Annotated in this window: 15 protein-coding genes; 6 read left to right on the top strand and 9 right to left on the bottom strand. The window is 31.4% G+C overall.

Annotated features, from left to right (window positions below):
- Positions 1 to 58: 58 nt before the first annotated feature.
- Entirely contained in the window at positions 59 to 1234 is a 1176-nt protein-coding gene (gene hemH / locus HA148_RS02735) for a ferrochelatase (protein WP_209129986.1), read from the bottom strand.
- Between the two features lie 65 nt (positions 1235 to 1299).
- On the opposite strand from hemH, the gene HA148_RS02730 reads away from it, so the two are divergent.
- The 5 genes from HA148_RS02730 to HA148_RS02710 all read left to right on the top strand — a co-directional run bounded on the left by HA148_RS02730 (position 1300) and on the right by HA148_RS02710 (position 5729).
- Positions 1300 to 2469, top strand: coding sequence for a site-specific integrase (locus tag HA148_RS02730; RefSeq protein ID WP_209129984.1), 1170 nt, complete (start codon positions 1300 to 1302; stop codon positions 2467 to 2469).
- 33 nt (positions 2470 to 2502) lie between these two features.
- Positions 2503 to 3195: a cob(I)yrinic acid a,c-diamide adenosyltransferase gene (gene cobO / locus HA148_RS02725; RefSeq protein WP_209129981.1), complete on the top strand. Its 693-nt coding sequence runs from the start codon at positions 2503 to 2505 to the stop codon at positions 3193 to 3195.
- A 128-nt stretch (positions 3196 to 3323) separates the two neighbouring features.
- Positions 3324 to 4028, top strand: coding sequence for a UMP kinase (gene pyrH, locus HA148_RS02720; RefSeq protein WP_209129979.1), 705 nt, complete (start codon positions 3324 to 3326; stop codon positions 4026 to 4028).
- A 22-nt stretch (positions 4029 to 4050) separates the two neighbouring features.
- Positions 4051 to 4599, top strand: a complete 549-nt coding sequence (gene frr, locus HA148_RS02715) for a ribosome recycling factor (protein ID WP_209129976.1) — start codon at positions 4051 to 4053, stop codon at positions 4597 to 4599.
- On the top strand, positions 4596 to 5729 hold the full coding sequence (locus tag HA148_RS02710) for an NAD(P)/FAD-dependent oxidoreductase (RefSeq protein ID WP_209129974.1): 1134 nt from the start codon (positions 4596 to 4598) through the stop codon (positions 5727 to 5729). Before frr ends, HA148_RS02710 begins: the two co-directional genes overlap by 4 nt.
- Positions 5730 to 5752: 23 nt before the next feature.
- Here the strand turns inward: HA148_RS02710 and tal are convergent, their stop codons facing one another.
- The 4 genes from tal to HA148_RS02690 all read right to left on the bottom strand — a co-directional run bounded on the left by tal (position 5753) and on the right by HA148_RS02690 (position 10471).
- Entirely contained in the window at positions 5753 to 6754 is a 1002-nt protein-coding gene (gene tal / locus HA148_RS02705) for a transaldolase (protein WP_209129972.1), read from the bottom strand.
- Between the two features lie 90 nt (positions 6755 to 6844).
- A complete protein-coding gene (locus HA148_RS02700) occupies positions 6845 to 8596 on the bottom strand; it encodes a peptidoglycan D,D-transpeptidase FtsI family protein (protein ID WP_209129970.1) in 1752 nt (583 codons plus the stop codon).
- On the bottom strand, positions 8596 to 9024 hold the full coding sequence (locus tag HA148_RS02695; protein WP_209129967.1) for a hypothetical protein: 429 nt from the start codon (positions 9022 to 9024) through the stop codon (positions 8596 to 8598). The genes HA148_RS02700 and HA148_RS02695 overlap by 1 nt, the downstream gene beginning before the upstream one ends.
- An 85-nt stretch (positions 9025 to 9109) precedes the next feature.
- Positions 9110 to 10471: a CPBP family intramembrane glutamic endopeptidase gene (locus tag HA148_RS02690; RefSeq protein ID WP_209129965.1), complete on the bottom strand. Its 1362-nt coding sequence runs from the start codon at positions 10469 to 10471 to the stop codon at positions 9110 to 9112.
- 115 nt (positions 10472 to 10586) lie between these two features.
- Here HA148_RS02690 and HA148_RS02685 point away from each other — a divergent pair, with 115 nt between their 5' ends.
- A complete protein-coding gene (locus HA148_RS02685) occupies positions 10587 to 11915 on the top strand; it encodes a histidine phosphatase family protein (protein ID WP_209129963.1) in 1329 nt (442 codons plus the stop codon).
- A gap of 53 nt (positions 11916 to 11968) precedes the next feature.
- On the opposite strand, the gene lepB is transcribed toward HA148_RS02685, so the two are convergent.
- The 4 genes from lepB to HA148_RS02665 are packed head-to-tail and all read right to left on the bottom strand — an operon-like array spanning position 11969 to position 13809.
- Entirely contained in the window at positions 11969 to 12628 is a 660-nt protein-coding gene (gene lepB, locus HA148_RS02680; protein WP_209129961.1) for a signal peptidase I, read from the bottom strand.
- A 29-nt stretch (positions 12629 to 12657) separates the two neighbouring features.
- A complete protein-coding gene (locus HA148_RS02675; RefSeq protein WP_209129959.1) occupies positions 12658 to 13014 on the bottom strand; it encodes a Spx/MgsR family RNA polymerase-binding regulatory protein in 357 nt (118 codons plus the stop codon).
- Positions 13011 to 13565 (bottom strand): inorganic diphosphatase, encoded by a 555-nt coding sequence (locus HA148_RS02670; RefSeq protein ID WP_209129957.1) that lies wholly within the window; start codon positions 13563 to 13565, stop codon positions 13011 to 13013. Before HA148_RS02670 ends, HA148_RS02675 begins: the two co-directional genes overlap by 4 nt.
- Positions 13555 to 13809 (bottom strand): hypothetical protein, encoded by a 255-nt coding sequence (locus HA148_RS02665; protein ID WP_209129955.1) that lies wholly within the window; start codon positions 13807 to 13809, stop codon positions 13555 to 13557. Before HA148_RS02665 ends, HA148_RS02670 begins: the two co-directional genes overlap by 11 nt.
- Between the last annotated feature and the right edge of the window lie 52 nt (positions 13810 to 13861).

Raw genomic sequence — 13861 nt, 5'->3', positions numbered from 1 at the left:
TGCATTCAAAAAAATCTTTTAATAAATTAAAAATAAACAAATAAATTTCAATTGTTCTTTATAAAATACCTAATTTATGTAGAGGTCCAGAACCTGAAATAAGTTCAATAAAAAGCACAAGAAATATAATCATTGCAACCCTTCCGTTCCACACTTCTGAACTATTATTCCAACCCCATTGCCACTTCTCTTGGGGATATAGTTTAACTTTTTCAGGCAACTGTGAAGCCTCTTCTATATTAACAAGAGGTCCTTCCAAGCAGGAAATCACTAGATCACTAAGTCCTTCAATAAAAGTAGGATGAGTATTTAAAGCCCTTACTCTCCGAAAGTTTTTAATACCAGCTTTTTCAGCAATTTCTTTATATTCAATATCAATTTCTTGCAATGTTTCGATATGCTCTCCAACGAAACTTATAGGGACCACAATCAGATCATTAACATTTGACCTTCCAAGATCCGCCAACACTTCTTCTGTATAAGGCTTCAACCATTCAACAGGACCAACTCTACTTTGATAAGAAAGTGTATGAGGGTTACCATGCCCTAAACATTTTTCCAGCTCATTAATAATTAATAAAGAACAATCTTCAATTTGTTGTTTGTAAGGGTCTCCAGCTTCCTCTACGTAACTCTTAGGAACTCCATGAGCAGTGAAAAATATATGGGCTTTTGAAGGTGATTCACAAAGTGAAATTTGTTCAGAAATTAATTCAACCATAGACTTTAAGTAACCTGATTGACTAAACCAACTCCTTACACATCTCATTGGAACCTTCTTAAATTCCTCATCAGAATCTCGCAATTTTTTTAATTCCCTAAAGCTCGAACCACTAGTACTTATCGAAAAATGTGGATACAAGGGTATTACAACAACTTGATCTATGCCATCTGCCTTCATATCAGCAATTGCTGATTCGGTAAAAGGATGCCAATACCTCATAGCGATGTAAGTAGTAGCATTAAATCCCTTGTTCCTTAAGTTAGATTGTAATTCTCTTGCTTGTTGTTCAGTTATCCTTCTGATAGGTGAACCTCCACCTATAGAAAGGTAAGCCTGTTGTGAAGTAGTACTCCTCAGCGTACTAATTAACCAAGCTAGGGGCTTTTGAAAAACAGGAAAAGGTGTCCTGATAATTTCTGGATCAGAAAAAAGATTGTATAAGAATGGGCCTACATCAGTAATGCGTTCAGGCCCTCCTAAATTCATTAGTAAGACGCCTATTTTATCCATTTAAAATTTATGAAGATTGAAAATCAACATTAAAAACGTCATCATATGGTCAATTATATAAGTAAATGAACGTAATTCAGGAAATTAATAATGTCAATGATAAATTTGCTACTCAAGGCAGCAAGCTTAAAATTGAGAAAAGAGGAGAGAAATTAAATATTCGTGGTTCACTTCCCTCCAAAGAAGATAACAACAACTTTAAAATCCAAAGAATATCTCTTGGTTTAAAGGCTGATATTTCTGGATTAGAGGAGGCCAAAAAAAAATTACAATTAATCAATTTGCAATTGGAATTGAATCAATTTGATTGGATTAATTGGATAAGCAAGCCCTATAAAAAGGAAATAAAACATGGGTTTGAATTTCCAAAAAGATTAAATCAATTTGAGGAATTTTTTTTTAAAGAAAATAAAAGTGATTTTCGAACCAGCACTAGAAAAACTACTTGGAGAAGTTCTTACAAACCATATATGAAAAGAATCCTAAACATTTACAATGAATATGAGAATGAAGCTTTAGAAAAAATATTTCAAAAAACACTTGAAAGTTATAAGGAAGGTACCAGAAGTAGGAAACAATGCGCTACGTCTTTAAGTGTTTTGGCTAAGTTTTTAGAAATTAAACTACCAGAAGATTGGAAATTAAATTCTAAAGGATATGGTCTGAACAAAGCAGGATTTAGGGATCTACCTAAAGACGAATTAATAGAAAAACTGTGGGAAAAGATACCAAACAAGTCTTGGAAATTTGTTTTTGGTCTGATGGCCACATATGGATTAAGGAATCATGAAGTATTTTTTTGTGATTTAAGTTCTCTGACTAATTTTGGGGACAAAATTATTAGAGTTTTACCTACTACTAAAACTGGGGAACATCAAGTTTGGCCATTTCATCCTGAATGGGTGGAAAAGTTCGACTTATTAAAACTTGGTGAAAATCCAGAACTTCTACCAAATATTAATAGAGACCTTAAAATTACAACCTTACAGAATATTGGGAAAAAAATTACAGATCAGTTTAAGCGTTACTCTTTACCAATAAAACCCTATGATCTAAGGCATGCTTGGGCAGTTAGAACAATTTTTTATGATTTACCTGATACTGTTGCTGCTAGAATGATGGGACATTCGGTTAGTTTACATACTCAAACTTATCACCACTGGATTACTAAAAGAGATCAACAACAGGCAGTAAATAATGCACTTTTAAAAGTTAAAAGAGTTAAAAATATTTAAAGATTTATAATAATTAAATAAAAAAAAAGTCATATGCAAAAAAAACCTTCATCTTCCAAGAAAATATTTAACCTCGATAATCAAGCAAATAAAATTGGAATGGGAGGTAAATTATCACCGGATATCGATGAGAACTCATATAAAAAAAGAATGCAGCAAAGAAAAGATATCCAAGCCGAAAGACTACAAATTAGAAAAATAAAAAAAGGATTATTGATTGTTTTTACAGGAAATGGCAAGGGCAAGACAACTGCATCTTTAGGTATGGCTTTAAGGACGATAGGTCATGGCTATAAAGTAGCAATAATTCAATTTATCAAAGGAGGCTGGACCACTGGAGAAGAAAAAGCACTTAAAAACTTTTCTTCAAAGATATCTTGGCATTCATTAGGAGAGGGATTTACTTGGGAAACACAAGACAGAATAAGAGATGAAAAATTAGTTCAAGAGGCTTGGCAACTAGCCAAAAAATACATACAAAACGAATCTTATAAACTTATCATTCTTGATGAAATTAATATTGCGACAAAACTTGGATATCTTGCACCCAAAGAAATAATCACTTTTTTAAAAAGCTTAAATAATAGAAAAAATCATATTGTTTTAACTGGAAGGGGAGCATCTGATTCAATTATCAATTACGCTGATCTAGTTACAGAAATGAAACTAATAAGACATCCATTTAAAGAACAAGGAATAAAAGCACAAAAGTGTGTTGAATTTTAGTTGAAGTAAATTATTATTTAGATTTTTATTTAGGCAGGTTTAGAAATGTTTAAAGACGCAAGCAATATCTGAACAAAAAATAAATTTGGTGCATTTACTTGCTAATGTCTTAAAAGTACAATTATTGAATGAATTACAAAAGAGTTCTCTTAAAACTTAGTGGTGAAGCACTAATGGGTGAAAAACCTTATGGTATTGATCCTGCTATAGTTCAGTCAATTGCAGAGGATGTTTCAAAAGTAGTCGAAAATAATGTACAACTTGCAATAGTTGTTGGTGGTGGAAACATTTTTAGAGGGCTTAAAGGATCTGCAGACGGAATGGATCGCGCTACGGCTGATTATGTAGGGATGCTAGCAACAGTAATGAACGCAATTTCACTTCAAGATGGTCTTGAGAGAGTTGGAGTTGCAACCAGAGTGCAAACAGCAATCGAAATGCAGGAAATTGCCGAACCCTACATCAGAAGAAGAGCAATGAGGCACCTAGAAAAAGGTAGAGTTGTAGTCTTCGGAGGTGGATGCGGAAATCCATTTTTTACAACTGATACTACGGCAGCCTTGAGGGCAGCAGAGATAAACGCTGAAGTTGTTATGAAGGCTACTAAAGTTGATGGGGTATACGATCGTGATCCAAATCAATTTAAAGATGCAAGAAAGTATTCCTCTCTCAGTTATCAACAAGTTCTTAGTGATGAAATTGCAGTAATGGACAGTACTGCGATTGCACTTTGCAAAGATAATAATATCCCAATTATGGTTTTTGATATATTCAAAAAAGGGAACATTTCTAAAGCTGTTGCTGGTGAGCCAATAGGCTCTTTAATTAGTTAAAAGTCATTTAATTTTTTTAATTATGAAAGAAAAAGAAATTCAAGAAAATATGAATAAAAGTATTGAAGCCACACAAAGAAACTTTAATACAATTAGGACAGGAAGAGCCAATGCTTCCTTGTTAGACAGAGTAAGTGTTGAGTACTACGGAGCAGAAACACCAATCAAATCGCTTGCCACTATAAGCACTGTTGATTCGCAAACAATTTCAATACAACCTTTCGATATTTCATGTTTACAAGCGATAGAGAAATCTATTTCTATGAGTGATTTAGGTATAACTCCAAATAATGATGGAAAAGTAATAAGAATAAATGTTCCTCCTTTAACAGAAGAAAGAAGAAAAGAATTTTGTAAATTAGCCTCTAAATATGCAGAGGAAGGAAAAGTAGCTTTGAGAAATATCAGAAGAGATGCTGTTGATAAAGAAAAAAAAGACGAAAAAGAAGGCCTTATTTCTATTGACGAATCGAGAGATAATCAATCTGAAATTCAAAAAATTACTGATAAATATATTTCTTTAATAGAAACTAAATTGTCTGAGAAAGAGAAGGAAATTCTAAAAGTTTGATAGAATTTGACGTTGTAATAATTGGTGGAGGTTTATCAGGCTCTTCCACTGCTCTTAACCTATCAAAGAAAGGATATTCAGTTTTAATTATTGAAAAAGAAAAATTCCAAGATTACAATCCATGTGCTGGTGGGATGGCATCTTCGATGCAAAGATTTCTTCCTTTAAATATAGAAGATTGCATAGAATCAAAAATTAAGAATGTTGAATTCAGATGGAAGTCTGCAGATAATGTGACTGCTGATCTGACTGGTGAATCCCCATTTTGGATTGTTAAAAGGGAAAAACTAGATCAATTATTACTCGATGAATCATTGAGTAATGGTGCTCAGATAATGAGACCATTATTGATAGAAAAAATCATAAAAAAAAATGATAAATGGGAAATTACTTGCAGTAACAAAATAAAATACATAGCAGAATTCCTTGTAATTGCAGATGGATCCCAATCGAAATGGGCGAGTTATTTCAATTTAGGTCCAAGAAAACCGAAATTTGCTAATACAATCTCATTAAGATTGAAAGGTTTAGGTGAAATACCTAGAGATGCAGTTAGATTTGAGTTTGGATTTATAAAATATGGTTTTGCATGGGCATTCCCCCTAAAAGAAAGCTTAAATATTGGTTTAGGTACTTTTATAAATAATGGTCTCTTAGAAAATCAGGTTATAAATAACCAAGTGATCAAAAGCTTCGGTTTTTATGATTTTCCTCATAAAACAACTAGTAAGAAACTGAGAATATGGAATGGCTTCCACTCAATTAATGGTGACAAAGTTTTAGCAGTTGGAGATGCCGCATCTTTATGTGATCCATTTTTAGCTGAAGGAATTAGACCATCTTTAATTAGCAGTTTCTATGCTGCAGAATACATTGATCAGTGTTTATCAGGAACAGTAGATGATTTAAGTCTTTATACAAAAAAAATTAACAGCATTTGGGGGAAATCAATGGCTTGGGGGAGGAGAATAGCACAAGTATTTTATAGATTTCCAAGAACTGGATATCAATTAGGTGTCAAAAGAAAAACCGCACCTAAACGTATTGCTCAAATATTATCAGGCGAAATGAGCTATGAAGATATTGCAAAAAGAGTTATCAGAAGGCTTTTAACAAAAAGTGGTACTTGATTCTTTTAAATTCAAACTTAAATTTAGTTAGCAGAAATCAATTTATGATTTTTAATCTCTGAATATCTCTTTAGTAGCAGCTCTTCCAATTCTTCTATAGCCTTACTGAATCCAGTAATACCTTCACTAAGCTTTTCACTTGCCATTTGATCTTCTAACATACTTAATCTGAAATCTTTTTCTTCAAATTCGTAGTCAATAGAATTATTTATTTGGGTACTTACATCTAATTTCCTAACTAACTCTCCTTTTTCTTTTTTCAGTTCCTCAAGAAATTTTGGTGCGATTGTTAAAAGATCGCAACCTGCTAATTCTTTTATTTCATCAAGATTTCTAAAACTCGCTCCCATGACTTCTGTTTCGAATCCCTTTTCTTTAAAGTACTTGTATATTTGAGTAACTGAAATAACACCAGGGTCTTCAGCACCAGCAAAACTAGTTTTACCAGTTTTTGCTTTATGCCAATCTAATATACGGCCAACGAAAGGAGAAATTAGAGTTATCTTTGCATTGGCACAAGTTACCGCTTGGCAGAAGTTAAAAAGTAAAGTTAGGTTGCACCTAATACCCTCTTTTTCCAAAATTTCAGCTGCCTTAATTCCCTCCCAAGTTGCGGCAATCTTAATCAAGATTCTTTCCTTTTCAATTCCAAAATTTTTGTAAAGTTTGATCAATTTTCTAGCTTTTTCAACGGTAGCTTCAGTGTCAAAGCTAAGTCTTGCATCAACTTCTGTAGATACGCGCCCTGAAATAATTTTCAAAATTTCTTTTCCAAAAAATACTGAAACTTGATCAACAGTTTCTTTAATTAACTCAATTTCGGAGAATCCTTGGGGCAAGGCATTTTCTGAACTTTCTAAAGCTTTATCAATTAATTTCACATAATCAGGGTTCTTAGCAGCAGCAAGTATTAGTGATGGATTGGTGGTGGCGTCCCTTGGTTGAAATTTTTTTATCGAATCTAAATCTCCAGTATCAGCAACAACAACGGTCATTGAGGACAATTGTTCTAAAATTGATTTCATATCTAGATAATCATATATATACATAAACTAGCTTTTATTCCTGATGAAATCATCAGATAATGAACTAAATATTTATAAAATTGTGAAATTTTAGGGTTTTTTAACAATCATTCCATGATTTTTAATCTTGGGAGGTATTTTTTCAATTACTATTAAACTCTCGATAATTTCTTTAGCAACTGGTACAGCAACAGTTGAACCATATGCATAAGATTTAGATGGCTCATCAACGACTACAAGGACAGCATATTTCGGATCATTAACTGGTAAGGTCGCCACAAAACTGCAAACTTTTTTACTTGTATAGGAACCATTTAAGGCTTTTTGGGAAGTACCCGTTTTCCCTGCTATCCTATAACCCTCGATTTTTACTCCAGATCCACTGCCTTTATCAACTACGCTCTCCATCCATTCAAGAACAGTTTTAGAGACTTCGTGTGAAAAAAATTGCTTTTTTGGATTTTTATTTACTCTCTCTTTGAAAGTTGAGGTAACATGTGGAGTCACTTCATAACCACCATTTGCGAGAGCCGCATGAAGTTGAAGCAATTTAAGTGGCGAGATTGAGAAACCTTTGCCAAAAGAAGTTACTGCAGGCTCAATTGATTGATTTACAAATAAGTCTTTTTTCTTTAGTTGGCCAGCAGTTGATTCAAATAAGTCAGTTTCTAAATTTTTATTTATACCTAAATTTTTTAGCCAATCCCAATAAATTGTAGGGTCTAAATTTTGCATTATTTTTACCATCCCAACATTGCTTGAAACCTGCAAAACTTTTGGATAGTCAATATATCCATTACCTTTTTTATCCCAATTAGAAATCGTCCATCCTCCAACATTAATTTTCCCAATATCTTCGACTACTCCATCTTTCTGGATTACTTTTTCTTCTAAAGCTAAGGCAAGATTAATAGGTTTAAAAGTTGAACCAGGCTCAAATAAATCTTGAGAATACCAACCCCTAAAAAGTCGAGAATCATACTGCCAAAATTTATTTGGATCGTAAGAAGGGACTGTAACCAAGGAAAGAATCCGACCATTATTAACATCCATAACTATGGCAAATCCTTTCTTTGCTTTCCATTTGCTTACTTGCTTTGATAATGCATTGAATGAAGCTTTCTGTAATTTTGAATCTATAGTTAGGCCTAAACTTTTGTAATCAGAAACAAAATCACCTGGGGCTGAATAATCCGGTAAAGGAGTTCCATCTCCTCCTCTTTTTATTAAATTACTTTTATTAAAAACTTTAATTTGATTATCTAAATAAAGCTCTAAACCTGCTGAAGCTATATTCTCATCATTAACAAAACCGACAAGATTAGAGTAAAGCTTCCCTTGTGGATAATATCTCTGCGAATATTTAAATAAATCAATACCACTTATTTGAAGGTTCTTAATCTTTTCAGCCTTTTCTTCAGAAATTTTATCCAAAAGCTTGATACCACTCTTTTTATTATTAAATTTACTCAAAAGTATTTCACCATTTATATCCAAGATAGGTGACAATTTTTCTGTAACTTCTTCAATACTGCGAACTCTGTTAATTGAATCACCAGGAAAATTAAAATATTTTGGATGAGCCCATAATTTATAGAGCGGTTTATCGTAAGCAACTAGTCTATTATTTCTATCAACAATTGCTCTCCTTTTTTTTAAGGCATTAGTTTTAGAAGACTGTATTAATCTGGCTTTCCTTTGCAAATCAGAGGCGTTATAGACTTGCAATTTAACTAACCTACCAAACAAACAAAATATTAATAGTAAGCTAAAAATATACAGAAATTTAAATCTTCTTTGATCAAGGGGTATTAGACAAACAATTTTTTTGTATTTTTTCATCAATATCCCCTTTGATATTTGCTATCACTAAAACCTTCAACGAAGGTACTTAAATTTTTCTTGAACAAACTCTCTTTTTTTTCTGGAAGTTTATCAAGATAGATTAAATCTTCAGGTTTAGTTTTTCTATAGATATTGAGAGACTCAAGTTTACTTATATAAAATTCCTCAATTTTAGAAATATAATCAATTAGATTATTATTGACAGCTCTTGTCTTAGATAAATTTTTATATGTATTTGACCATTTTCTTTGACTATTAAAAGATAAGAAAAATAAGGTTAAAATTAATACCAAAAGAGAGATATTTATGGTGTCGATAATTTGATGTATTAATTTGATATCAATTATGGATGTTTTTTCAGAATTTTTTTTACTTTCATATGAAACTTTTTTTTTTAAATTAAGTTGATTCCCATAAGGTTTCATCTATGATTTATGTTTTGAATAAAAGAAGTGTTATTAATTAAATAAACATCTTTTTGTTTGATTCGCAAGTAAGAAATTAAATTCTTTATGTCCTCAATAAGAACAAATTTAAGAAAGTCAATCCATTCCATAGAGAATGCATGATAACTGAAGAAAACAAACTTCCTGAAGCAATTCTTGTAATTGCTAATCCAATCCCTAGAACAAATAATGGCGGCATTTCTCCCAAACTTAAATGGGCTAATGCAAAGATAAAAGATGAAACTATGATGCCCGAAATTACTCCAAAATCTCTTGAAAGAGTTGGCAGTAAAATACCCCGAAATATAATTTCCTCAAATAGAGGAGCTAATAAAGTTGTTGTTACAAATAATAAAAAAAATGATAAGTAATTATTATTATTTAGAACAATTTCTAGTAAAGGGTTACTACCATTCTGATTATCGATCAAACTATTCATAATTAGAGAAATCAATAAAACAAAAGGGACAATTGCTAACCAACCCTTAATTCCCTGAGTAATTGCATACTTTATTGGAAAGAAATTGAACTGTAAATAATCCTTTTTAAAAGTGAATTCTCTATTCAAAGATTTAAGTTGATAATAAACTATCCCTAATGGCGGAATAGCCATAAAAAGATATCCAAAGAATATTTTTAAAGATTGCGACAATTCATCAGAAATACTTTTAGAAAAAAGTTCAACCAAACTTATAGAGAACAAAGGTGATACTACTTCTCCTAAAACAACAAATCCACCTGCTATTAGTAAAACCATATCTATTAATTCTAAATCTAAGGATTTAATTTCTTGCCAACCAAACTTTTTCAAAGATATGGTGCTCCATAATATTTTTAGAGCCAGTATGGAGCCAATAAGTATTGACAAAAGTGGTATTAGTCTAATGGCTAATATTTTTAAAAACATTTTGCTTGAAAATGATTTTGTTATTAATGAACTATCGTCAAAATCAAATTTCCGGCTTAAAAGATGATATAAAAATCTATCATCTTTAAATAAATCAAATTTATTAGAATTTGGTTTATATAAATTATTATTAGATTTTTTTTCTATCTCATCAATCAGAAATTTATAGTTTTTATTTTCAAAGTCATTGGATATATTTTTATAGATTATAGGATCATTTGATTTTGAAGAAACTATTCTAATTAATTTATTTCTTTCTGTTAGCTCTTCAAATGAGAACTCAGAGAGTGATTTATTTATTTGATCAACAGGATCATTTATGATAAAAAACTTTTTTAGATCTACAGGTATTGATTGGACCGATAATTCAGCAATTTCTTGTTCTTTTTGACTTATATCAAATGAAACAGACGGTCTATTTAAACTATCTCTTAAGCCTTGCTGCCATACAAAAAAAGTTATGACTATAGAAATAAAAGCTAAAGTGAGTTTTGGCTTAGAAACATTTTTAAAGATCATAACTCATTATATTTTGAAAACCATACTTAGTTATCATTGAAGTTCGTGATGTTTATGTATCTATTTTAATCACGCCATGAGATGATTAAATAATCTTAATTTTCAAACTTATATAATGGCTATACGATTAGTGTTAGTTAGGCATGGACTAAGCAGTTTCAATGCAAAAGGATTAATTCAAGGAAGAACAGATGATTCAATACTAACTGATGAAGGATACGAACAAGCTCAAAAAGCAGGCAAAGCATTATCAAAAATAAACTTCGATAAAATCTATTCCTCCCCACTTGTAAGAGCGGCAGAGACTGCAAAAACAATTAAAAAGATCTTTGATGAAGAGCAAGATATTGTATTCGATAATAATTTGCTAGAGGTAGATCTTAGTGAATGGTCTGGTCTAAAAATTGATGAAATAAAAAAGAAATTTCCGGAAATTTACCCTATATGGAAAAATGATCCAGAAAATCTTATCTTAAAAAGAAATGACAATAAAACTTATAAACCAATTCAAGAGTTATTTTTTCAAGCAACAAATTTTGTAGAAGATATTTTAAAAATTTATCAACACAAAGATGATATAAATATTTTAGTTGTTGGACATAATGCAATTCTCAGATGTTTAATACTTTTGTTATTAGGAAAGCCTAAGCAAGGTTTTAGAAAAATAAGATTAGAAAATGCTTCTTTCTCGATACTCAATATTTCAAAGAAAGATAATTCTTTTAAGACTCAAATTGAATGCTTAAATCAAACTTCCCATCTTAATAAAAATATTCCAAATAAAATTGGAGATTCCAGAATATTTCTAATAAGGCATGGTGAAACTAACTGGAACAAAGAAGGTAGATTTCAAGGCCAAATTGATATCCCTTTAAATGAAAACGGAAAAGATCAAGCTAGAAAGACTTTTGAATATTTGAGAAATATTTCTTTCAATAAGGCATTTTCAAGTTCAATGCATAGGCCTTATGAAACTGCACAAATAATCCTTCAAAATAACAAAGATTTAAAAATTGAGAAAATAGATTTACTGGTAGAAATCAGTCACGGATTATGGGAGGGTAAATTGGAAGCAGAAATTAGAGAAGAGTGGCCTGCTTTACTAAAAAATTGGCATGATAAACCTGAAGAAGTAATAATGCCCGAAGGTGAATGTATAAAAGATGTATCAGAAAGGTCAGTAGAAGCTTTTGAAAAAATTTGTTTATCTCAAAAGGATAATGATCAAACCCTCTTGGTTGCTCATGATGCAGTCAATAAAACTCTAATTTGTAATATCCTTGGGATTAATTATTCAAATATTTGGATGATAAAACAGGGTAATGGCGGCATAACAATAATTGATCTTTTTAATGATCCTAATAAGCCCCCTGTGATTAGCGCTCTTAACATAACAACACATCTAGGGGGAATACTTGATTCAACTGCTTCCGGAGCACTTTAAATTAAGCCTTGTTAAAAATTTATTTTGATAAAGTCAGAGGTAGGGGAAAGGCTTCATTTACTGAAAAAGCCAACTTGACTAAGAGGCCAAAATCTGAAATATGCTTTACCAATTATCTCTTTTTTATGAAGAAATTTACTTCCAGGCCAATATCTTCCATCCCAGCTATTTGCCCTATTATCACCTAAAACTAAAAAATGATCTTCTGGCACTTTTATGTTTTCAAATTTACCACAATTATTAAATAGGGATAATGAGCACTTATAAGAGACATAGGGTTCAGGAATTAATTTATTATTTATTATTAATTCACCATTAGACTTTACACTTACAATTTCTCCTGGGAGGGCCACCACTCTTTTAATATAAGCATCGCAAGCTTGATCCCTCAAACCAGGAATAAACGACATTGGAGGAAAACTCATAAAAAAACAATATCTTTTATTTGGTAAAGGCTTAGATCTTGAGGAAATTAACTTTTTATCAAACGAGTAAGGTGAGTTAAAAACGACAATATCTCCTCTTTTTGGTAAAGAGTTTCTTATCGAAAATTTTTCAATAATTAACCTATCATTTATTTGTAATTCTGGGAGCATTGAACCAGAAGGGATATAACGTGGTTCTGCAAAAAATGATCTACAAGAAGAAACAAAAAAAGTTAATAGAATTAGTAGACCCCATTCTTTAAAAAAACTTTTTATGGAACTAGGCATAGGATTAATCAAGTCCTGATTTTCTAGACTTATTTAAATTGTTTTGCATATTCAATTTCGTTAAAACCTAATATTACTTTTTTCAATTCGTAAATCAAAAATGGTCTTTTTATTAATTTGCCATCACTTAAAAGAAGTTGAATAATTTCTTCCTTTGACAAACGATCAATATCAAGATCAAGAGTTTTAAAGGCTTTACCTCTTGTATTGAAAATACTTTTCTTATCATCAGAGTATTGTTCCAAAGCTAGATTTAAATAATTAACTAGTGGAGGTTCTTTTACAATATCAATTAACTGAAATTCAAAATCTTTGCTTTCAAGCCACTTTGCAGCTTTTCGGCATGTAGAGCATTTTAAATAACTATAAAAAATTATTTTATTCAATTTAATTTACTAATATTTGATTTCTTAAGTACTTTAAAGTTTTTCTTTTTTAGAGGCATACAACTTTTCAATAAATTTTCCACTACATCAAAATCCCTCCAACCATCAATTTGAACTGTTCTTCCATCGAGTCCTTTACTTGTTCTAAAAAATTCTGCAACATCCTCGAGCTGATTAGGAGCAATTTGATTAATACTCACTATGTTAGCCTGCCTAGGATTAGCAATAGGCACACATAAAAGTTTTCCATCATATGCACCACAATCATGCATATCCAAAACTCCAATAGGTCTAGCTTTTATTAGACAACCGGCAAAAGTAGGTTCGTCCATTATCACCATTGCATCAAGGGGAGCTCCATCTTCAGCCAGGGTATTTGGGATAAAACCATAATCAAAAGGGTACCTTACTGAAGAATGTAATACTCTGTCTAGGGCCATTATTCCTGCGTCAGAGCAATATTCATATTTATTCCTACTCCCTGCAGGTATTTCAACAACAATATTCACTATTCCCTTCATTGGAGATGGAGGTATTGAACTAAGGTCCATCTTTTGTAAAATCCTGATTATGAATTATCTCGTTTCCTTGAGATAAAGGTCTGCCAATTAAAATGCTTATTAAAGGTAAAAAAATTGTCAAAAAGGCAAAAATAATACCTAAAGATGATATTGATAAACTCCTTATACTTAAGGGGTCATCATCATCTCTTTCAAAATCACTTCGAGCAGAACCATGAGAAGATTCTTCGCTTGATTTACTTTGAATAAACTGCTTTGATTTCGTGTAACTCAAGAACTCTTAATTGGTAAAGATTAAGGAGATAATTAAACATCATTATCCTACA

This window comes from Prochlorococcus marinus XMU1405 (assembly GCF_017696275.1).
GTDB classification, from domain to species: domain Bacteria; phylum Cyanobacteriota; class Cyanobacteriia; order PCC-6307; family Cyanobiaceae; genus Prochlorococcus_A; species Prochlorococcus_A marinus_AB.
The sequence above is the reverse complement of the archived record's forward strand: the minus strand, read 5'-3'. Positions and strand labels throughout refer to the sequence as shown.